23 protein-coding genes and 1 other annotated feature are annotated in these 22,202 nt (G+C 38.2%); of the genes, 1 reads left to right on the top strand and 22 read right to left on the bottom strand.

The window, feature by feature from the left end; translation table 11 throughout:
- Positions 1-47: 47 nt before the first annotated feature.
- On the top strand, positions 48-428 hold the full coding sequence (locus M3189_RS12755) for a sigma-w pathway protein ysdB (RefSeq protein WP_251634454.1): 381 nt from the start codon (positions 48-50) through the stop codon (positions 426-428).
- A 4-nt stretch (positions 429-432) separates the two neighbouring features.
- On the opposite strand, the gene M3189_RS12750 is transcribed toward M3189_RS12755, so the two are convergent.
- From M3189_RS12750 to icd, 22 genes are all read right to left on the bottom strand, one after another.
- Positions 433-1,020 (bottom strand): TVP38/TMEM64 family protein, encoded by a 588-nt coding sequence (locus M3189_RS12750; RefSeq protein ID WP_251634453.1) that lies wholly within the window; start codon positions 1,018-1,020, stop codon positions 433-435.
- A 69-nt stretch (positions 1,021-1,089) separates the two neighbouring features.
- Positions 1,090-1,353: a DUF1294 domain-containing protein gene (locus M3189_RS12745; protein WP_251634452.1), complete on the bottom strand. Its 264-nt coding sequence runs from the start codon at positions 1,351-1,353 to the stop codon at positions 1,090-1,092.
- A 55-nt stretch (positions 1,354-1,408) separates the two neighbouring features.
- Positions 1,409-1,765: a 50S ribosomal protein L20 gene (rplT, locus tag M3189_RS12740; protein ID WP_133367531.1), complete on the bottom strand. Its 357-nt coding sequence runs from the start codon at positions 1,763-1,765 to the stop codon at positions 1,409-1,411.
- 31 nt (positions 1,766-1,796) lie between these two features.
- Positions 1,797-1,997 carry a 50S ribosomal protein L35 gene (rpmI, locus tag M3189_RS12735; RefSeq protein ID WP_034676880.1) on the bottom strand — a complete coding sequence of 67 codons (201 nt, stop codon included), beginning with the start codon at positions 1,995-1,997 and terminating at the stop codon, positions 1,797-1,799.
- Positions 1,998-2,014: 17 nt separating this feature from the next.
- Positions 2,015-2,518: a translation initiation factor IF-3 gene (gene infC, locus M3189_RS12730; RefSeq protein WP_034676878.1), complete on the bottom strand. Its 504-nt coding sequence runs from the start codon at positions 2,516-2,518 to the stop codon at positions 2,015-2,017.
- A gap of 115 nt (positions 2,519-2,633) precedes the next feature.
- Positions 2,634-2,765, bottom strand: a sequence feature (ribosomal protein L20 leader region).
- Positions 2,766-2,934: 169 nt separating this feature from the next.
- Positions 2,935-4,872, bottom strand: a complete 1,938-nt coding sequence (gene thrS, locus M3189_RS12725) for a threonine--tRNA ligase (protein ID WP_251634451.1) — start codon at positions 4,870-4,872, stop codon at positions 2,935-2,937.
- A 395-nt stretch (positions 4,873-5,267) separates the two neighbouring features.
- Positions 5,268-6,140 (bottom strand): putative sporulation protein YtxC, encoded by an 873-nt coding sequence (ytxC, locus tag M3189_RS12720; protein WP_251634450.1) that lies wholly within the window; start codon positions 6,138-6,140, stop codon positions 5,268-5,270.
- 150 nt (positions 6,141-6,290) lie between these two features.
- The gene (gene dnaI, locus M3189_RS12715; RefSeq protein ID WP_251634449.1) at positions 6,291-7,220 is read right to left on the bottom strand and encodes a primosomal protein DnaI; all 930 of its coding nucleotides are present in this window, start codon (positions 7,218-7,220) and stop codon (positions 6,291-6,293) included.
- A gap of 12 nt (positions 7,221-7,232) precedes the next feature.
- Positions 7,233-8,621, bottom strand: coding sequence for a replication initiation and membrane attachment family protein (locus tag M3189_RS12710; protein WP_251634448.1), 1,389 nt, complete (start codon positions 8,619-8,621; stop codon positions 7,233-7,235).
- Between the two features lie 52 nt (positions 8,622-8,673).
- Entirely contained in the window at positions 8,674-9,135 is a 462-nt protein-coding gene (gene nrdR / locus M3189_RS12705; protein ID WP_045523558.1) for a transcriptional regulator NrdR, read from the bottom strand.
- Between the two features lie 84 nt (positions 9,136-9,219).
- A complete protein-coding gene (locus M3189_RS12700) occupies positions 9,220-9,618 on the bottom strand; it encodes a hypothetical protein (RefSeq protein ID WP_251634447.1) in 399 nt (132 codons plus the stop codon).
- Between the two features lie 106 nt (positions 9,619-9,724).
- A complete protein-coding gene (speD, locus tag M3189_RS12695) occupies positions 9,725-10,099 on the bottom strand; it encodes an adenosylmethionine decarboxylase (protein ID WP_095248884.1) in 375 nt (124 codons plus the stop codon).
- A 330-nt stretch (positions 10,100-10,429) separates the two neighbouring features.
- The gene (locus M3189_RS12690) at positions 10,430-11,461 is read right to left on the bottom strand and encodes a glyceraldehyde-3-phosphate dehydrogenase (RefSeq protein WP_251634446.1); all 1,032 of its coding nucleotides are present in this window, start codon (positions 11,459-11,461) and stop codon (positions 10,430-10,432) included.
- Positions 11,462-11,828: 367 nt separating this feature from the next.
- A complete protein-coding gene (coaE, locus tag M3189_RS12685; protein ID WP_251634445.1) occupies positions 11,829-12,434 on the bottom strand; it encodes a dephospho-CoA kinase in 606 nt (201 codons plus the stop codon).
- A gap of 20 nt (positions 12,435-12,454) precedes the next feature.
- Complete coding sequence (gene ytaF, locus M3189_RS12680; RefSeq protein ID WP_251634444.1) at positions 12,455-13,096, bottom strand: sporulation membrane protein YtaF; 642 nt, start codon at positions 13,094-13,096, stop codon at positions 12,455-12,457.
- An 89-nt stretch (positions 13,097-13,185) separates the two neighbouring features.
- The gene (gene mutM, locus M3189_RS12675; protein WP_251634443.1) at positions 13,186-14,013 is read right to left on the bottom strand and encodes a DNA-formamidopyrimidine glycosylase; all 828 of its coding nucleotides are present in this window, start codon (positions 14,011-14,013) and stop codon (positions 13,186-13,188) included.
- Positions 14,014-14,054: 41 nt separating this feature from the next.
- Positions 14,055-16,688 (bottom strand): DNA polymerase I, encoded by a 2,634-nt coding sequence (polA, locus tag M3189_RS12670; protein ID WP_251634442.1) that lies wholly within the window; start codon positions 16,686-16,688, stop codon positions 14,055-14,057.
- Between the two features lie 18 nt (positions 16,689-16,706).
- Positions 16,707-18,470, bottom strand: a complete 1,764-nt coding sequence (gene pnpS, locus M3189_RS12665; protein ID WP_251634441.1) for a two-component system histidine kinase PnpS — start codon at positions 18,468-18,470, stop codon at positions 16,707-16,709.
- Positions 18,467-19,183 (bottom strand): response regulator transcription factor, encoded by a 717-nt coding sequence (locus tag M3189_RS12660; RefSeq protein ID WP_251634440.1) that lies wholly within the window; start codon positions 19,181-19,183, stop codon positions 18,467-18,469. The genes pnpS and M3189_RS12660 overlap by 4 nt, the downstream gene beginning before the upstream one ends.
- Before the next feature lie 123 nt (positions 19,184-19,306).
- On the bottom strand, positions 19,307-19,783 hold the full coding sequence (locus M3189_RS12655; protein WP_251634776.1) for a MaoC/PaaZ C-terminal domain-containing protein: 477 nt from the start codon (positions 19,781-19,783) through the stop codon (positions 19,307-19,309).
- A 77-nt stretch (positions 19,784-19,860) separates the two neighbouring features.
- Positions 19,861-20,799: a malate dehydrogenase gene (mdh, locus tag M3189_RS12650; protein WP_251634439.1), complete on the bottom strand. Its 939-nt coding sequence runs from the start codon at positions 20,797-20,799 to the stop codon at positions 19,861-19,863.
- A 110-nt stretch (positions 20,800-20,909) separates the two neighbouring features.
- Entirely contained in the window at positions 20,910-22,178 is a 1,269-nt protein-coding gene (icd, locus tag M3189_RS12645; RefSeq protein WP_251634438.1) for an NADP-dependent isocitrate dehydrogenase, read from the bottom strand.
- Positions 22,179-22,202 lie beyond the last annotated feature (24 nt).

Raw genomic sequence — 22,202 nt, 5'->3', positions numbered from 1 at the left:
TCTGTCCCCAAACCGTATAGTAGGTAAAAGTACTAGGAGGCATAACCATGGTTTTGCTGCTGCGCTTACTGTTAGTATGCTTGTTCATCTTTATTCTTTTTGTAACCATTAAGTTTCTTCTTAAACCAACTCGTAAATTAGAAGCAGCTCGAAAACACAAACGTTTCTTACTTCTAGACAATGAAGAGGTTATCAAGAATTTTCAACTTACCTACAATGGTGCCTTGTTTACGGGAGAAAAATATCTAGGTGCTACGAAGAATACGATAGATGTTGTTTCCATTTCGTTATGGCCGGATCAGACTACTTCCATTCATGGAATGGCTAAGGAGGACTTTTATTTTATCGAAAAGAAAATACACGAAAGATATCCACTTGCCCAAATTAATTGGAAAAGTCCAATTGATGAATTTTTACATCAAAAATAGCCGCCTAACCAGCGGCTTTTCCTTTTGTTCTTTTAAAAAATACATTCCATTTAATCACATTTTGTCTTTCTCTCAAGAGATAGACGAGAAAAGTTAAACCAAGAAGAGTTAATAAGATAAAAGACGGAGTAAAAGTGCTGATATACTCTCCAAAAATAGTACAGAAAAAAGCGATTGGAATATTAGTAATGAAAGAAGCTTTCAGGTACTCTTTAAATTTAGGTTTTCTTTGTTTTAGGCAAAAACTTAATAGATGATAATGTACAAATGGTATAAGTCTTAGAATGGCAATTTGACCAACGGTAAGATTTCGATACTCCCCAAACCAGCGATTTTTTATTTTAATAAGACGCTCCTGTGTTTTCGGCATTCTGTCAATGAAAGCATAGAAAAAGATACTTACTCCCATTAAGCCTATCACCGAATAAATCGTCCCCCACAGTGTTCCAAATAAAACGCCTCCAGCAATGATGACAACCGAAACAGGAATAAATAAGAACGATCTCAGCAGATGAAATAGAACAAAAGCCAATGGAGCAAAAACCCCGCCGGCTTCCACCATGATTAACAGCAAAGACAAGTCCTCATTCATATTACATGCCCCCTGGGTTGTTAATCTATCTTGTTAATTAAACATATAGATTGGACCATGCTGTTATGTCTATAACGTTAAAAAATAGCATAAAAGAATGACTTCTGCTACGGCTAGTAATGGAAAGCCAACTTTAAAGGATATGTGCTTTGTTTTATGCCTAAAAACCTGCATTCCTGCTGTTGCACCAACGGCTCCCCCAAATATAGCCACTAACCACAAAGTGTTTTCACTTATCCGATATTGATGTTTTATCGCACGATTTTTATCTACTTTCATTACAATCAAACCAATAATATTCATGATGATATATGCACCTAAAATGGTACCCATTTCCCCATCTCCCTTATAGAAAAAGCCATCCTCATTAAGAGAATGGCTTAAATAATTACTTCTGTTGTTGTTTTGCAACGTTTGCTAATTCAGTAAATGCTGCTGCATCGCTTACTGCTAATTCAGCAAGCATCTTGCGGTTTACTTCGATACCAGCAAGCTTTAAGCCATGCATTAAACGGCTGTAAGAAAGACCGTTCATACGAGCTGCTGCGTTGATACGAGTAATCCAAAGTTTACGGAAGTCGCGCTTCTTCTGGCGACGATCGCGGAATGCATACATTAAAGATTTCATAACCTGTTGGTTTGCTACTTTGTATAATGTATGTTTTGAACCATAATAACCTTTTGCTAATTTAATAACTTTTTTACGACGCTTGCGCGTAACTGTACCGCCTTTTACACGTGGCATGAATTTTTCCTCCTATATCAATCGTTAACGATTATTTAAGATTTGTTAATAAGAAACGGATGCGCTTGAAATCGCCTTTAGAAACAAGAGACGCTTTGCGAAGCTTACGCTTAGCTTTTGTAGATTTATTTGCAAATAAGTGGCTAGTATAAGCGTGTGAACGCTTCAGTTTACCAGAACCAGTCTTCTTGAAACGCTTTGCAGCGCCACGGTGAGTTTTCATTTTTGGCATTGGGATAGTCCTCCTTATTACTTTTCAGTTTTAGGTGCTAGAACGAGGAACATGCTTCGTCCATCCATTTTTGGATGTGACTCGATTGTTGCAACTTCTTTACACTCTGTAGCAAAACGGTCTAATACACGTTGACCGATTTCTTTATGGGTAATCGCCCGGCCCTTGAAGCGGATTGAAGCTTTTACCTTGTCGCCTTTTTCCAAAAACTTAATCGCATTGCGAAGTTTTGTATTAAAGTCATGCTCATCAATTGTTGGGCTGAGACGAACTTCTTTTGTAACGATAATCTTTTGATTCTTTCGAGCTTCTTTTTCTTTCTTCTGATTCTCGAATTTAAATTTGCCATAGTCCATAATTCGGGCTACCGGAGGTTTCGCATTTGGTGCAACTAGTACCAAATCAAGATTCACTCGTCCAGCAATCTCCAACGCTTCAAATTTGGTTTTAATCCCTAATTGCTCGCCGTTTTGATCAATTAGGCGAACTTCACGAGCGCGAATACCCTCATTTAACAACATGTCTTTGCTAATAATTAGCCACCTCCAAGGTTTTCACGAATACAACATCCGGGTCAAGAGCATCTGACTTTTGCTGCATCGGCAAGTACTGAACAACTTTAGATTCTTTGTTTAAACAAATAAAAAAGTGCGGATGAATACACCCACACTTTACGAAACAAAAGTAATAAACTAAAAAGTTCACGTAAAACCTGCCAACTGCCAATTGCGTCAATCAGGTGAGAAGCGGGTGCTTCTTCTTTTCCCAAAACTAGTATTCAATTTTCCTTAGTTACTATAACATAAGCAAAGACGTGATGTCAAACATGCATTTCATATGACAACGAGATTTATTCTACCAAGAAACGAAAAATTATTCAATAGAAATTTTTTCTTTTCAAAAAAAACAAAGGGAGAAAAGTCTCCCTTGTTAACACTTATCCTCTTTTCACTTCTGCAAGTAATGACTCTAGGAATTGTGCGAATGGCTCTGTTGCTGATTTTTGTTCGCCATATTTGCGGACGTTGACGGCATTTTCTTCTACCTCTTTGTCGCCGACTACGAGCATATATGGAATTTTTTGCATTTGAGCTTCACGGATTTTGTAGCCGATTTTTTCATTTCGAGCATCTAATTCCACACGGAAGCCTTCGTTTTGAAGCTGTTCCTGTACCTGCTTTGCAAAATCAAAGTGTGCTTCTGGTGAAACAGGAATTACTTGAACCTGAACTGGAGCTAACCAAGTTGGGAATGCACCTTTGTATTCCTCGATTAAGAAGGCAACAAAGCGTTCCATTGTTGATACCACTCCACGGTGGATAACGACTGGGCGGTGCTGCTTGCCGTCTTCACCCACATATGTTAAATCAAATCGTTCAGGAAGCAAGAAATCTAATTGAACTGTAGAAAGTGTTTCCTCTTTACCTAATGCTGTTTTTACTTGAACGTCAAGTTTAGGGCCATAGAAAGCAGCTTCCCCTTCAGCTTCATAATAATCAAGACCAAGGTCATCCATTGCTTCCTTCAGCATACCTTGCGCTTTTTCCCACATTGCATCATCATCGAAATACTTTTCAGTATCTTGTGGATCACGGTAGGATAGTCGGAAGGAATAATCATTAATGTTGAAATCTTTGTATACAGCTAAAACAAGGTTAACCACTCGTTTAAATTCATCCTTAATTTGGTCCGGACGAACAAAGATATGCGCATCATTTAAAGTCATCCCACGAACACGCTGAAGTCCTGATAAAGCTCCTGACATTTCATAACGGTGCATTGTCCCAAGCTCAGCAATTCGAATAGGAAGCTCACGATAACTGTGGATTGCATTTTTGTACACCATCATATGGTGCGGGCAGTTCATTGGACGAAGAACCAATTGCTCGTTATCCATATCCATTACCGGGAACATATCCTCCTGGTAATGATCCCAGTGACCAGAAGTTTTGTATAAATCGACGCTTCCCATGATTGGAGTGTAGACATGGTCATAGCCAAGACGCTGCTCTTTATCAACAATATATCTTTCAACAACCCGGCGGATTGTTGCGCCTTTTGGAAGCCATAATGGCAAACCTTGACCAACTAATTGTGAGCTAGTAAAGAGATTCAATTCTTTCCCAATTTTACGGTGATCCCGCTCTTTCGCTTCTTCTAATAAGCGAAGATGCTCTTTCAAATCTTCTTTCTTAAAGAAAGCTGTTCCGTAAATACGCTGCAACATTTTATTCTTGCTGTCTCCGCGCCAGTAAGCACCAGCAATACTCAATAATTTAAACTCTTTTATTTTTCCAGTTGAAGGAACATGAACACCACGGCAAAGGTCAGCGAAATCACCCTGCTCATAAATTGTCACTGTCTCATCATCAGGAATTGCTTCAATTAGTTCAAGCTTGTAGGGGTCACCCTCTGCTTTAAAATGTTGAACTGCTTCTGCACGACTTACTTCTTTACGAACGATATCAATATTTTCGTTAACGATTTTGGCCATTTCTTTTTCAATATTCGGAAGGTCTTCAGGAGTAATTGATTCTTCAAGGTCGATATCATAATAAAATCCGCCTTCAATTACTGGTCCTACTCCAAGATTTACTTCTTTTCCATACAGCCTTTTAATCGCCTGTGCCATTAAGTGGGCAGTACTATGACGCAAAATTTCTAAAGCATCCTTTGATTCAGGTACAACGATTTCTATTGAACCGTCTTCATTGATTGGACGGCGAAGATCGAATAATTGACCATTCCATTTCCCGGCAATTGCTTTTTTCCTAAGGCCCGGGCTGATGGAAGCAGCAATATCTTCCGTTGTTGTTCCACGAGGGAACTCCTTCACTGCTCCATCTGGAAACGAAATCTTAACAACGTCTGACATGGTAATTCCTCCTTTTGAATGTAGCGTCCTATAAAAACGCTCTAAAAAATAAAAAAACCCGTCCCTCGAAAAGGGACGAGTTTAATAAACACGTGGTTCCACCCAATTTTTCATTTTCAAAAAAATCTTTAAAAATGACTTTAGGACAGGGTAACGGGCTGTTTCCCGTCAGACGATTACTCACTTCCCAAGAAGCGTTCACCGCTGAAGTTTAAAGGTGGTAAGCATTCAATCCGTGCTAGGAGACTTTCAGCCATGTCCTCCCTCTCTGGTAACCGTGAATAAATACTGTTGTCCTTATCATTACTTTTTGCTGCATATTTTACTATGTAGGTTATTATAATGATTAATTTTTGAAAAATCAATACAGCAAACACACAATTTTACAAATTTTTTCAAGCTCCATTTTCATTTGGGGTGTTTTCCTGCTGAATCCATTCCTTTGTATGACGCAAACCCTTATAGGATTTTACTAAAACTCTTTCTTCAAAAATGTTTTTGATGGTCCTAACAAGCGGTTCCTCTGGATTTTTCGTGTAGAGAAGTATGCTTTTAGGAGCAATCGATAATAAAGGTGCAATTGATGCAGAATCTACATAGACTGGATGATTAAATAAAAGCTTCCGGTCTATCATTCTCACCAACTCTCCTCTTTTTATCTCTTCAAATTTCTCATCAAAGAAGGTAATTTCCTCATCAAAAAGAAGATGCAGCGTGTCCATTTTCGGCTCACGTCCTGTTAAGAAATCCCTTAATGTTTGGATAAACATCTGATATTCCTGCTCCATTTTATATTCGTCGATGGATATTTCTACGTAACTCTCTAATGCTCTTAAATAAGGACGCAATCGAAATTTAAGGAAGGATTCAAATGAAAAGGAGACATCCCCCTGAAAGATTTCCTCAACTACTTCTTTAATGTTTGGTTCTTCCCCATTTTCCCTAATTAAAACAGACAGGTCTTCCCGCTGGCCTTCAAGAACAGAGTAAATAATCTCCATGATGTGCTGCTGTTCCTCAGGATCCTCGAAAAAATATTGATCTTGTAAAATAGCTCTAAACCAATCATCACGCTTTATTTTTACGATAAATTCATAAAATGCTTGTTTAACCTTCTCAATATTTACCTTTCTGTCTAAAACCTTAACTATATATCGATCTTCTAAAAGAAGAATATCTTGATTACTTGGATTACCTCGTAAACACTTCAGCAAGTGATCATAAAATCTCTTCGCATCCATCTTGCTTCGGAAGATGATTTCGGCCAACCAAATCCCCCCTCTCACACATACTCTTGTTTACTATTTATATGGGGGACTTGGCCAAAATAGAAGTTAAGACATCAGAGATACACCTATATTGTGAAAAAAAATAAAAGGATTACCGAAACTATCTCGGTAATCCTTGAAAATTATTAGCTAATCGCGCCGATTTTGTCCTTCAACCAGCACTGGTTCACTTAAACTTCGAATTCTTTCCATGATTCTGCGTGCTTTCATTTTTTCTTCTTCACCACGTTGACTGTAGGTTAAATGGTGCTCAAGTCCTTGAAAGTCAAAATTAGAGGTGAAAAAAGTTGGCAGCTTCTCAAGCATCCTGAATTGAAGGATAGGACCTAACACTTCATCCCTTGTCCAGCTAGAAACGGCTTCAGCCCCAATGTCATCGAGCATTAGGATTGATTCTTTCTTCAGAGCTTCAATTTTCTCATTTAAGGTATTATCACCAATTGCACTTTTCATCTCGCGCAGCAGCTCTGGCACATAAACAATCATCGAAGAAATTTGCTTCTTAGCAAGCTCGTTGGCTATTGCTCCTAACAAATAGGACTTCCCCACTCCAAACTTCCCATAGAGATATAATCCCTTTGGCTTTAGACCAGCCTCGTAATTCATCAAGAAGGTAGCTGCCTTATCGCCTGCATCTAAGCGGCCTTCGTCACCTTCGAAGTCCTCAAACGTTGCTTCCAATATGTCTTTTGGAACATGCAGACTTTTAATAAGCTTTTGATTCTTCTTGTGTTCATCTGCCATCACTTTTCGCGGGCAGCGCTTATAAACTACATCAATAGAGTTTCGTACCAGTACCAGGTCTGGATGATACCCTTTCATGAAATTAATACAGCCATCTAGACTCTCGCAGCGATTACATTCTTTACTTTGCTGCGTATACTCATAAAGCTTACTCATGCTTTTTTCAATCGTCGCCTGGTTGATTTCATTTTGGTGCTCTGCTAAAAAAGCTTGAATATCAGGGTGATTGAGTACCTGTTTCCTCTGCTCTTCATAGCGCTTCTGAAAGCCTTCATTTGAGGCTAGACGCTTCAGTGTTCGATTAATCTTTTCCATTTACGCTCACCCCTATTTACGAAAGGCTTTAAGCTTTTCTTCAATGGCACGTTTTCTCGCTTCAAGCTCTGTGTTATTTTCTTTCACAGGCTCTTTTCCACTTTCTTTACCTTTATCATCAAACCAATCAGGTAAAACTTCTGTCCGAATAGGTTTTTGTTTCGTCGTTTTTCCTGGCTTTTTACTGTCTTTGAAGTTACGCTCTTCTTTTAATGCAGCTTCCATCGCTTCTTTAACCGTCTTTATTTTAAGCCGCGCCCAATGGCTTGCAATCGATTCAACAAAGTTCTTTGTAAATTTCATGTCTGTCTTTTTAAGAGCAACCTCAATTAATACATTTACAACACCAGGGTTCAGCTTATATTTAATCATAACTTCCTCTAAAACTTTTAAATTTGAAACGGAAGGCTCCACTCCTCCCGAGAGTTCTTTAAATATAACAATCGGTGGTGTGGTTTCATAATATCGAATTAATCTTTCCTCCTGGGTTTTCGGTTCCGTAACTTGTACCTGGTGAACAGCCGGCTGGGTTCTATTTATCAAGCTTGGAAGTTGATCATAATTCTCAAATTGATACCAATCTCGTGCCCCTTTTCTAAGGTCCTCGACATCAATTTCATCCTTTTCATTAATGGCCCCTAATATAAAGTTTTTCATTTCGATCGGGCTGATTCCATATAGAAATGCAAGGTTACTAATAACCTCTTTTACCTTTTTGGTAAGTGATTTCTGAGGAACCAGTGATTCATTTAGACCCGCCAGTAACATTTCAAAGTCAAAGGAGCTAGTATCAATTTGAATGGGCTTTTGATCCTGTCTGCCGATAAATTCTTGCTTAGGTTCTGCCTCTAATTCCTCAGAATGCTCCTGCATATATTGAAGACTGCCAGGAGTTGCCGAAGCAAACACATCCTGAAACGCTCTTGTCACCTCTACATAGTCCTCTTCCAACGGCTTTTGCTTATCACTAAAAAAACGTTTTAACCTAGAAAAATGGTTTTTCCCAATTTTACGATATAAATATATATTTAGCATTCCATCAAGGAAAAATTGCTCTGGATTTAATGGTGGATGAAGTTCATAAATAAACGATCGTCCACTCTCATCACTTTTCACATAGGTTTTTAATAAGCCAATCCCCTCAAGGTTCAACCTTGCTTCGTATATATCCTTTAAATTGACACTTAACAAATTCATTAATAAATGATGGGTGGAGGATTCAGACCACAGTCTATTTTCTTCTAGCTCAGCCCAGAGTGTCATATATAAGCTTACACATGTTGAGCCGATTAAGGGCTGATACAAAAAAGTCAACACTTTGCGATCATATTCATGCAGCAATCCACTTGACGTAACGAGATAACGGTCAATCGGAATCAATTCCTGCCAATGCTGCGCCATTTCATTCACCCTTTAATAAAAGTAATAAAGAGCCAAAGACCTCTTTAGCTCCTTAGGATTTCTCCTTGTTTATCAATTCCTTTAATTCCTGAATAAAAACGTTTATATCCTTAAATTGACGGTAAACGGAAGCAAAGCGCACATATGCCACTTCATCCACATGTGCGAGCCTATCCATGACCATTTCACCTATCAATTCACTTTTTATTTCTGATATTCCTTGACTGCGCAGTTCCTTTTCTACCCCTTGGGTAATGTCCTCTAATTCTTTTAGGGCAACGGGACGTTTTTCACAAGCTTTAATTAAGCCGCGTAAAATTTTGTCACGGCTGAATTCTTCCCTTGTACCTTCCTTTTTAACGACAATAAGTGGAATTTCCTCAATCTTCTCGAATGTCGTAAACCGATATCCGCATTCCTCACACTCACGCCTTCTTCGAGTTGCACGACCCTCATCTACCGGCCGGGAATCAAGCACACGTGTACCATAATTTTGACATGAAGGGCACTTCATTTGATCAACTCCCAAATCAATCACTACATAAGTATATTATCTACTAATTATCTTATTAGAAAGAAAACGGTAACACAAGAAGTATTATGAGCTTTTTCCGATTCTAACAAGAGTATGTAATTTGTTCATTTTCTCGTAATAAGAAATGAGCCTTTTTCTTAAAATTGGATACAGTCCAATCGGTGAAAACTTTTCGGAAGAAATATTAAAATCAACCGCTGTTTCCATGCCCCTAACAGATACAACCGTGACGATAAGAAAACAAGGTATCGGTTTATTGATTTCGACAGCTATCTCACCATGATCCTTGGAAACCGTAACAATTTTACAATCTGCATCCTGCCTAAATAACTCTTCAACAGAATTGAACATCTGATTAAATGAAGCTTTATAATAATGAGTGTTTAGTGAGCTATCTTTGTGATGATCGGATGTTTCGATTTGTTTGCTAAAACGTATAAAGAAATTGCGAATGACTGACATGGTACCCTCCAATAAATATTCTTTTCTCTTAGTTTACAATACTTTCGGAAAAAAATAAAAAGAGGTGTACTATAAATACACCTCTAGCTGTTTTTATTTTATAAAATTAAAGAGCTTTTGCCTGTTTTACGTGAACAGGACCCATACCACGTGGAATTTCAATATTTTCACGTGTTTGTGCATTCAATGCCTCTGCAATATAATCCGCTGCAACATTTGGATTTAAATCACCGCATGTGTACACATCAATACTTGCATATCCGTGCTCAGGAAAGCTGTGAATCGTTAAGTGAGATTCAGAAATAATAACAACACCGCTTACGCCTTGTGGTGCAAATTTATGAAATGCTACTTCACGGATTTCCGCACCAGATTTAAGAGCTGCTTCAACAAAAGTTTGTTCAATAAAATTCATATCATTCAATTTTTCAAAATCGCATCCCCATAATTCAGAGATAACGTGACGACCCATTGTTTCCATATTCATTTTTCCCCCTCTAAACATTTTCGCTTCATTCTTGAAATCCTTATATTGACGGTATCAAAGTAATTACCACGGGGGAAAGTTAGTCCAGAGAGGTCCTAACCCTTTAAGTAATCAACAGCTACCTAATTTCAAGAAGTTCACGATGACTAGTATACTAAGTTTATATTTTTTTTGCAACCTATCAATCTAAATTTTTTCACAACTTTTTAGTAATACTGTTTAAAGGGCTTATCTCCTCAGAAAAAAACGAAATTTCAAACTATATTATGCAAGATTATTTGAAAAAGCTACAAAAAACTGCTGTCATTTGACAGCAGTTTTTTTTTATCCGACTTTCACTGAATTTGAATTCGCCATTAGGTGTGCGACATATAAGGTAAGATCGACAACGCGGGAGGAATAACCCCATTCGTTATCATACCAAGCCAGCACTTTCACTTTCCTCGTACCCATTACCATTGTTGATAATCCATCAATAATTGCGGAGTATGGATTTGTATTGAAATCAACGGATACAAGCGGTTCCATTGTAAAATCTACGATGCCCTTTAATGGACCATTTTTAGCTTCCACAAATGCCTGATTGATATCATCTACGGTAACATCTTGTTTCAAATCGACTACTAAATCTACTAAAGAAACGTTTGGTGTTGGTACCCGAAGTGACATTCCATGCAGTTTCCCCTTTAACTGCGGCAGTACCAAGGATAAAGCTTTAGCAGCCCCAGTCGTAGTTGGGATGATAGATTGTCCACACGCTCTAGCTCTTCGTAAATCCTTATGTGGATTATCGATGTTCCGTTGGTCATTTGTATACGAATGAATCGTTGTCATTAAACCATTTTCAATTCCAAACTTTTCATCCAGCACTTTTGCAACAGGTGCCAGACAGTTTGTAGTGCAGGATGCATTGGAAATTACATCATGTTGAGTAATATCTAGCTTATCTTCGTTAACTCCCATCACAATCGTAATATCCTCGTCCTTGCCCGGTGCAGTAATTATTACCTTTTTTGCCCCTGCATCAAGGTGTAGACTTGCCTTGTCTCGTGAGTTAAATTTTCCAGTCGCTTCAATAACCACATCGATATTTAACTCTTTCCATGGAAGCTGCTCAGGATTCCGATTATTTAATAGCTTCACTCTTTTTCCATTTACGATTAGCTCTTCATCTAACGCTATGATATCCCCTTGAAATGGTCCATGAACCGTATCATATTTTACTAAATGAGCTAAAGTTTCTGCTGGATAGCTCGCATTTATAGCAATAATATCAATCGTATTTTCAAGGATCGCTTTTCTAAAAACCATCCTTCCAATTCTCCCAAAACCATTAATCGCAATTCTCGCCTTCATTGTACGGCCCCTTCCGTAATATGTTATACTCATTAACTTATTTGATGTAATTAGTATAACATATTTAGTTGAATAAGTGATATATAAAGTGCGGAATTTTATTAATGTTTTACAAATTAGGCATTTTACAAACCTATATGTGTACATAAGACACTTTAAGTGCCGGATTTTTAATTTAAGTGCCAAACTTACGATTTACGTGCCGAATTCCAATTTTATGTGCCAAACTGGTTCGAGCACCTCCAAAAAAAGCTAAAAAGCCTGGCGAACGCCGGGCTCAGGTCATTGTTTTTTCTTTTTAACTAGGTTTGAGACTGTCTCTTAATCTCTCCGTAAACAAAAAAAAAGAAGGGGACTCCCTTCTTGATTAAGTCAATTTAATTCCCCAGCCTGTTAAAACCTCAATTACCTGTTTTTTTGTTTCGCTAAGTAATCCATTATTGTTAATGACGGCGTCGGCTAATGCTACTTTTTCTGAAAGGGGCATTTGGGATTTTATTCTTGCCTCCGCGTCTTCTAATGACAGGTCATTCCGGTCCATCAGTCTTTTTAGCTGGATATCTCTATCTACATAAACAAGAATTGTTTTTTCCACCATGTGAGTTAGTTTACTTTCAAACAGCAGTGGTATATCGAGGACGATGATTTGTTCCCCGCGCACTCTCGCTGCCTCCACTTGATTATTCATTCTTCTTCTTACTTCGGGATGAACGATGTTATTTAAGAGCTGTCGTTTTTCAGCGTTATGAAAGATAATCGAACCTAGCTTCTGCCTATCAATATCTCCGCTCGGCAATACAATAGCATCACCAAATTCAGCAAGGATTTGCTGATAGGCTAGTTCGCCTTTTTCAACAGCGAGGCGGGCTTCTACGTCTGCATCTATGACAGTGATGTCCATTTCCTTAAGCATAGTTGAAACTGTACTTTTTCCACTGGCTATTCCGCCTGTTAATCCGATTACTAGTGACATACTCTTTTCCTTTCACATTATCATAATTTCCAAATACCAATAATAATTAATAAAATCCCTGGTAAAAAGGTATACTTTTGGACCCAATTAAATTTATGAAAAAAAGCACCGCTCTTTATTCCTAAAGATAGAAATAAAGAACTCATAACAGCAACACTGACAGCTAAATAAAAGGGAGAGAATCCAAGCATCGCAGCTCCAATTCCAGCACCAAACGCATCAATGGATAAGGCAAAACCAAGCATGAATGCCTCGATTCCAGTAATGGTACCCGAACGATCAAAGTCCGCTGACATTGGTTTTCTTAATATATTAATCGCAATTCCAAGTGAGCGGATTTCAAAATTAATTATCAGCTTTTCATGTTCGAGCAGCTCTGTATCCTTTTCTTTTTCTGGTCTAAAAAATTGATACAATACCCATGCGCCTAGAGCGATTAAGATAAATCCCCCGAGGCTTGCTGTGATAGCAGGGGATAAGATTTTTTCCAGGGCATGACCGATTGACACCGCAATCATTAATGAGGTAGCTGAACAGGTTGCAATAATGAGCAATGATTTAATTGGCAGTACCATTTTTCTTAGGCCATACGTAAACCCTACGCTAAAGCTATCAAGACTGAGAGCAAAAGCCAGCAGGAGAAGTGAGAACATTTGAAACATGATGTCTAGGGCTCCTTCCGTCAATCACTACGATAGTATATGGGAGGAGCCTATCCTTTGTTATTAAATTGTCATAACACTTCTACTGATTAAAGCTTTTGGCAGCTTGGACAATAATGCGTTCCGCGGCCGCCAACCGTCGTTTTTTCGAGCGGGGTTCCGCACTTTTTACATTCTTCCCCTTTGCGTCCGTAGGCATATAATTCAAGCTGGAACATACCAATTTCCCCTTGTGAGTTAACATAAGAGCGAATGGTACTTCCTCCTTTTTGAACGGCCTCATCTAAAGTCTTAATAATTTCTTGATGCAGTAATGTTAATTCAGCTTCACTCAAAGAATTAGCGAGCCTTTCCGGATGAATTCCAGACCGGAACAGAGCCTCATCTACATAGATATTGCCTAGTCCGACAAATAGCTTTTGATCTAAGAGTGCAGGTTTTAGCTTTCTGGTAGTCTTTTTCAGCTTCTCAGATAAATACTCCTTTGTGAACTCTTCTGAGAACGGCTCTGGCCCAAGGTCAATCAGCGGAGGCTTTAGAAATTCCTCCCCCTTTTTATACAAATGCATAGTTCCAAACTTACGAACATCTCGATACCGTAATTCAGTTCCATCTGTAAAATGAAAAATGACATGGGTATGCTTGTCATATGGTTCTTCTTTTGGATAAAGCCCGTACTTTCCTTCCATTCTTAAATGGGAAACTAAGGCAAAGGTATTTGTATAAATGATTAAAAACTTTCCTCGTCTGCCAACATCCTCAATTGTTTCTCCTTTAAGGGCGTCGGCAAATTGTTCAACATCAACTGGATTTTTAATAATTTTCGGCCAGTGAATGGTAATATTCTCAATTTGTTTATAGGTAACAAGACTTTTTAATGTTTTTCTTACGGTTTCAACTTCTGGAAGTTCCGGCATACCGTCCTCCTTACCATGCTAATCTGGCTGCAGTGTGTTTTCTATTTGGCGTCAAACCATGTTGGTCCATAAGAATAGTCTACTTTTAATGGTACTTTTAATTCGAGTGCATTTTCCATAACATCAGGAACTAATTTCTTCAGTGTTTCGATTTCCTCTTCTGGTGCTTCAAATATGAGTTCATCGTGTACTTGGAGAAGCAGTCTAGTTTTTAACCCATAATCCTTCAACGCTTCAACCATATCAATCATTGCTTTTTTGATAATATCAGCTGCACTGCCCTGAATTGGTGTGTTCATTGCCGTTCTCTCCGCAAAACTTCTGATGTTAAAATTCCGATGAGTAATCTCAGGAATATATCTTCTTCTTTGCAGAAGGGTCGCCACAAAGCCTTTTTGTTTAGCGGAATGGATGATATCGTCCATATACTCTTTCACTCCAGGGTAGCTGGCTAAATAACGGTCAATAAACAGACCCGCTTCCTTTCGTGTAATCCCAAGGCTCTGTGATAGACCATAATCACTTATTCCATAGACAATACCAAAGTTAACCGCCTTTGCCTGCCTCCTCATATTGGAGGTTACCTCGTCGGCACTCACATGGAAAACATCCATCGCTGTTTTTGTGTGGATGTCGAGGTCATCCTTAAATGCCTGAATCAATTTATCATCACCGGCAATATCGGCCAGAACCCTTAGTTCAATTTGTGAATAATCAGCCGCAAAGATAATCCAACCTGGCTCTGAAGGTACAAAGGCTTGGCGGATTTTCCGTCCTTCCTCTAATCGAATCGGGATGTTCTGTAGGTTTGGATCAATTGAGCTTAATCTGCCTGTTGATGTTAAGGTCTGTTGATATCGTGTATGAATTTTACCCGTTTTTGGATTAATCACCTTTAGTAAACCCTCAATATAGGTTGACTGAAGCTTCCCTAATTGCCTGTAATGAAGAATGTGGTCAATGATTTCATGATCATTTGCTAGTTTCTCCAAAACATCAGCTGAAGTAGAATAACCTGTTTTCGTTTTCTTAAAGGATGGCAGGTTTAATTTTTCAAATAAAATGACACCCAATTGCTTGGTAGAATTAATATTGAACTTCTCCCCAGCCAAATCATAAATGTTTCCTTCGATTTCGATCAGTCTATCATGAATTTCGCTGCCCATCCTCTGGAGGCGTTCACTGTCAACCTTAATTCCACAAGATTCCATATCCGCTAAAATGAGTGATAATGGCATCTCAAGCTCAGTAAACAATTCATATTGTTCGTTTGTTTTTAACTCGTCTTCCAGTTTTTGTTTCAAATCATACATAGCAAGGCTCTTTCGAACAAGGTGCTCAGCTGTTAGCATTGCTTCAGGTATTTTCCGCTTAGCCCCTTTTCCATAAAAGGATTCATCAGATTGGAATTGGATCCCATACTTTTTTGCGATGGTTGAAATATCATCAATGGTTTCGGAAGGGTTAATAATATAGGAAGCCATTAATGTATCAAAATTAACCCCTTTTAAATGGATATCATACCTTCTTAAAGCTACCTCCGTCCGCTTTGCATCATAGACGGTTTTCTTTTTTGTTTCGTCTTCCGCCCAGTTTTTAAAGCTCTGAGATTGCGTCGCTAACTCAGTTGGGAAGTAGTAATATCCATTTTCATTTACAAGTGAAAAACCAATAATATCGGCATAATGATAATTATCCTCAAGCATTTCAACATAAAAGTAATTATCCTCAGCAAACAAATCATCTGTTATCACATCTGGTGTGATAAACTCAATATCTTCAAGTTCAAGCTGTTCAATGCTTGCTGCGTCTCCACCCAGCTTTTCCAACAATGAATGAAAGCCCAGCTCTTTATATAAAGCCACTAATTTTTCTCTTTCAAATCCCTCGTAAAGAGCATTTTCTACAGTTACTTCTACTGGGGCCTGCCTTTCAATCGTAGCAAGCTCCTTGCTCATTTTTGCTTGTTCTTTAAATTCTTCTAGCTTTTCCTTTAACTTATTTCCCGTCACTTGATCGATAGAATCAAGTAATTTTTCTAAGGTTGAAAATTCCTTCAGCAACTTAATCGCTGTTTTTTCTCCAACACCAGGTACACCTGGGATATTATCTGAAGGATCGCCCATTAACCCCTTCATATCAATAATTTGCTCAGGAATTAAGCCATACTTTTCCATTACATGAGCAGGTGTGTACTCCTCGATATCAGTAATACCTTTCCGGGTAATACCAACCGTCGTATGTTCAGAGGATAGCTGCGTTAAATCTTTATCTCCCGAAATGACTTTAATTTCATAGCCTTCTTTTTCTGCTGATAAGACAAGCGTTCCAATAATGTCATCAGCCTCATAGTTTTCAAGCTCATAGCGTTTTATTCCGTAAACATCCAAAAGCTCACGAATATAAGGGAATTGTTCGGATAATTCTGGCGGTGTTTTTTGTCTGCCGCCCTTATATTCACCAAACGTCTTATGCCGGAATGTTGTTTTCCCTGCATCAAATGCCACTAGGATATGGGTTGGCTTTTCATCCTCCATTATCTTATTAAGCATCATGGTAAAACCATATACTGCATTTGTGTGTATGCCTTTATCGTTATTTAAGAGGGGCAGTGCAAAAAACGCACGGTAAGCAATACTATTCCCGTCTATTAATACTAATTTCTTCTTTTCCATCCATTTACCCCTTCCAGGTTATTTCATATACTTATGTAATTCGATGATAAATTCACTGCCTTCTCCAGGGGCGCTTATCACTCTGATGTTGCCATGATGTGCTTCAACTAGATGTTTTACAATTGCCAATCCAAGACCAGTCCCGCCGGAGTCCCTGCTTCTCGCACGGTCAACACGATAGAACCGTTCGAAAATACGAGGAATTTCCTCTTGCTTGATTCCAACACCTGTATCCTTTATATGGACCTTCACAGTCTTTTCATATTCAAAAAGAGATACTTTTACATACCCATTTGACGGAGTATACAGAATTGCATTGCTTATGATATTAATAAATACCTGCTTTAAGCGATCATGGTCACCTTGTATATATAATTCTTCCCTATTAAACTCATGTTCTAGACGAACATCTTTTGACTTTGCTTTTTTATCAAGCATCGTAATAACTTCTTTTATCAGTTCATAGAGGTCAAAGTCCTGAATGTTCAACTTGAATTCCTGCTGTTCAATTTTAGAAAAATCGAGTAAATCCTGAATCAGGGACTGCATCCGATTGCTTTCTTTATTGATAATGGATAAAAATGCTTCCAGTGTATCTGGATTATTCATCGCACCATCCATCAACGTTTCAGAAAAACCTTTTATGGAGGTAACAGGCGTTTTCAATTCATGTGAAACATTCGCTACAAAATCTTTTCTCATTTGTTCAAGCTTTTTAATTTCCGTGATGTCATGAAAAACTAGGAGAACACCTTTCCAAGCATTATTTATACCGATAATGGGGATTCCATAAACATCAAAGTATCTTCTCTCAATTCCCAATGGAAGCAAAAGATGTTTCCTGACTTTTTGCTCGGTCCGGAAAACTTCCGCTATAATATGACAGATTTCTTCTTGCTCAATGACCTCGTAATATAATTTATTTAAGGAATCCTCTGCATCCACTCGAAAGATCTCTACATATCCCTTATTAATTAAATTGACGAACCCCCTGCTATCAATTAATAGCAGTCCGGCTCCCATATTTTCAATCAGTGCACTTAAACGGTCTTGCTGTATTTCTTGAGCTTTACTCATTTCTTGTAAGTTTTGCGCCAAAATGTTTATGGAAGAGGTTAACTTACTCGTTTCGTTTAATTCATTACTTTCTATCCTAGCCCGGTAATTTCTATTTGCCAATTCTATGGCTACATTCGTGGCTGCTTCTATTGGCTTCATATATCTCGATGTTATTCTGTAACCAAGATAAATAAAGACAATCAGCACTATAACTAAGCTAATGGATAGAATCCACCAAATTTGCCCATATGCTTTTTTGAGCTCATCCGTTTTTGTGATAACAAACAGGTAACCTTCTTTCTGCCCTGCTTTTAAAACGGGTTTCCACGAGTAGTGTAAGTCATAATCCTCATGCTCCACTAGCTTGGTTTCATTATTTGGTTTTTCTTTTATTACTTCATTGATATTTTCTTTTATCCCGTTAGTATTTGATTTCTCCATTTCACCACTGTCCAAAAGGAGAATCCCTTTAGTGTCGGTGATTGCAAGTCTCACATTAAGTATTTTACTTATTCTCAATACTTCCTCATGATCGATTGACTGGACTCCGCCGTTATTTTCAATATACATACTTAGAAAATTGCTTTCTTTATTCAAGCGTTCATTGTATGTATCCAAGTAGTTATTTTTAAAAAGCTGACCTAACAAAATTTCCAAACCAATTAAGCCAATAATAATTAGCATTATTAGGGCAAAAAGAAGTTTTGTGTGGAATTTATTCATTCAACCTTCGGCTCCTCGAGTTTATATCCTAGTCCCCTAACTGTTTTAATATAAGTTGGTTTTTTCGTATCCGCTTCAATTTTTTCACGAAGATGCGAAATATGGACATCTACAATACGAGTATCGCCAGCAAATTCATAATTCCAAACCGCACTTAATAATTGATCGCGAGTTAAAACGCGATTTTTATTTTGAGCTAAATAATGCAGCAATTCGTATTCCTTTAGGGTTAATTCTAATTGTTCATTCTTAAAATAAGCTTCATATTTCTCTGGGAAGATTTGGAGATTTCCGATGGTAATCATTGAGCCCTCGGTTTGGTCCACTTCATTACTAATTGTTTGTATTTGAACTCTTCTTAAGATGGCTTTCACTCTCGCAACCACTTCTCTTGGACTAAATGGCTTAATCATATAATCATCTGCACCTAGCTCTAGACCCAAAATTTTATCAAACTCATCATCCTTCGCTGTTAACATCAGGATTGGAATCATTATCTTTTGTTGCCTGAGATCTTTGCATACTTCGATACCATCCATTTTCGGAAGCATTAAATCTAAAACAATAATATCAGGTGCCATACTTTCAGCTAATTGTTTGCCTGTTAAACCATCCATTGCCGTGATTACGTCAAAACCAGCTTGTTCCAAATTATATTGAAGCAAAGTTAGAATCGACTGTTCATCGTCTACAACTAGTACCTTGTTTTTCATAAATACCTCCGAGAGTTTTATCTATTTCGCAACCTCCCTCCATTATAATATAGAAATAAAAAGAATACCCACTATCAACCTTGAAACGAAAAAAAGGAATGTGGGTAACATTCCTTGATGATTTTAAAAATTATCTAAAACTTCCGCATCCATTCCGCCTATGCGATAAGGAGGACAAACCTTAAGTTTTCCATTCATCACTACTTCGTCTTTTTCATTTGTACCTACTACCGTCATCATCACGGTGTGATCATCTCGATTCACTTCAACAATTTCTAACAATAAATGGACAGTACCGTAATGATAAACCGGCTTTGGAAAATGGATTTCCTGGCTAACGATATGACTGCCTGGCCCTGGTAAGTACTTAGAAACAGCCGAGGTAATCATTCCTGTCAGCATAATACTTGGAACAATCGGCTTTTTATGGGGTGTTTGAGATGCGTAATCATGCTGAATATAGAGAGGATTGGCGTCATCCGTTAAACCTAAATAAAGGAGTATGTCTTTATCTTCAACTTTTTCTGTTAAGGCTAATTTTTCTCCAACTGAAATTTCTTTAATTTCCCTGCCTAGTTTTCTTTTTTTTCCTAAAAGCATTCCTTTACGCTCCTTTGCAAACGGTTTCATTTATAGTGGAAAAAATTCGGGGAAAATTTTCCCCGAATTTGTCTATCTTACACTAAAACTTTCATGACATTTTGAACAGATTCAACCGATTTATCTAGAGCTGCTTTTTCTTCAGCAGTCAGATCAAGCTCGATTACTTTTTCAATTCCATTTGCACCAAGGATAGTTGGAACTCCAAGATAGATGCCCTCGTAACCAAATTCCCCTTCAAGGTAAGCGATAGAAGGAAGCACACGACGCTGGTCTTTAAGAATAGCTTCGCACATTTCAACTAGGGAAGCTGCCGGAGCGTAATAAGCACTGCCATTTCCTAAAAGGTTAACAATTTCGCCGCCGCCTTTTCTAGTACGCTCGACAATAGCTTCTAAACGGTCTTTAGGGATTAACGTTTCTAATGGAATACCGCCAGCATAAGAATAACGTACAAGTGGAACCATATCATCACCGTGTCCGCCTAAAACAAACCCGGTAATATCTTTAACAGAAAGATTTAATTCCTGTGCGACAAATGTACGGAAACGAGCTGTATCAAGGACACCAGATTGACCAATAACACGATTCTTAGGGAATCCAGATGTTTTGAAAACGGTGTAGGTCATGGCGTCAACTGGGTTTGTTAATACAAGAATGGTACAGTTTGGAGAGTACTTAACAATTTGCTCCGTTACACTCTTCATTACTTTTTGGTTTGTTTGAACTAAATCATCACGGCTCATTCCTGGTTTACGAGCAATACCTGCCGTAATAACAACGATATCTGAATCACGAGTATCTTCGTAATTAGATGTACCCGTGATATTCGCATCGAACCCTTGAACTGGACTTGCTTCAAGCATATCTAATGCTTTTCCTTTTGTAGGGTTTTCCATTTGTGGGATATCAACTAAAACGACATCGCCTAATTCCTTTTGTGCAAGTAAGAATGCAGTTGTAGCACCAGTGAAACCTCCGCCAATTACGGAAACCTTTTTACGTTTTAAAGACATATTAAACTCTCCCCTTTGAAAGTATTATTGTCGATATTCGAAAGGGCTGTTTTAAAAACAGCCCTGATTATCCTTGTAGATTTTAGCCTCTAGGTGCTTAAAGCTCTTTATTATTCCATGTTCTTAATTAATTCATCTGCAAATTCAGATGTTTTAACTTCCGTTGCTCCGTCCATTAAACGAGCGAAGTCATAAGTTACTACTTTAGAAGCAATCGTATTTTCTACTGATTTAATAACCATTTTCGCTGCTTCATTCCAGCCAAGGTGCTCAAGCAGTAATACACCTGATAGAATAACGGATGAAGGGTTTACTTTATCAAGTCCTGCATATTTAGGTGCAGTACCATGAGTTGCTTCAAAAATTGCATGTCCAGTTTCATAGTTGATGTTTGCTCCAGGAGCGATTCCAATTCCGCCAACTTGCGCTGCAAGTGCATCAGAAATGAAGTCTCCGTTTAAGTTCATTGTAGCAACAACATCAAACTCACGAGGACGTGTAAGGATTTGCTGTAAGAAGATATCAGCAATTGCGTCTTTAACCACGATTTTGCCTGCTGCTTCTGCATCAGCCTGTGCTTTGTTTGCAGCGTCAGTTCCTTCTTCAGCCTTAATGCGGTCATATTGAGCCCAAGTAAAGACTTTATCACCAAATTCCTTCTCAGCAAGTTCATAACCCCAGTTTTTGAACGCACCTTCAGTGAATTTCATGATATTTCCTTTGTGAACAAGTGTAACTGATTTACGACCTTCTTTAATCGCATAGTTAATCGCTGCACGAACTAGACGAGATGTTCCTTCCTCAGAAACTGGTTTAATACCAATGCCTGAAGTTTCTGGGAATCTAATTTTGTTAACTCCCATTTCGTTTTGAAGGAAGTCGATTACTTTCTTAACGGCTTCTGTGCCTTTTTCATATTCGATTCCAGCATAAATATCTTCTGTATTTTCACGGAAGATAACCATATCAGTATCTTGAGGACGCTTTACTGGTGAAGGGACACCTTCAAACCATCTAACTGGTCGTAAGCATACAAATAAATCTAATTCTTGACGAAGTGCAACGTTCAATGAACGAATTCCACCGCCAACAGGAGTTGTAAGCGGACCTTTGATTGCAATCAAATATTCATTGATTACATCAAGCGTTTCTTTTGGCAGCCATTCGCCTGTTTGGTTAAATGCCTTTTCTCCAGCTAAAACTTCTTTCCATACTAATTTGCGCTCGCCCTTATACGCTTTTTCAACGGCTGCGTTTAAAACTCTCTCAGAAGCTGCCCAAATATCTGGTCCAATACCGTCACCTTCGATAAATGGGATAATTGGATTGTTTGGTACATTTAATACTCCGTTTGTTACTGTGATTTTTTTGCCTTGCATAGTTGTTCCCCTCCTGTTATGTAT

The organism is Neobacillus niacini, assembly GCF_023715415.1.
Classification (GTDB): Bacteria; Bacillota; Bacilli; order Bacillales; family Cytobacillaceae; genus Neobacillus; species Neobacillus niacini_C.
Note: the sequence above shows the minus strand (reverse complement) of the source record. Positions and strands in the feature narration are given on the sequence as shown.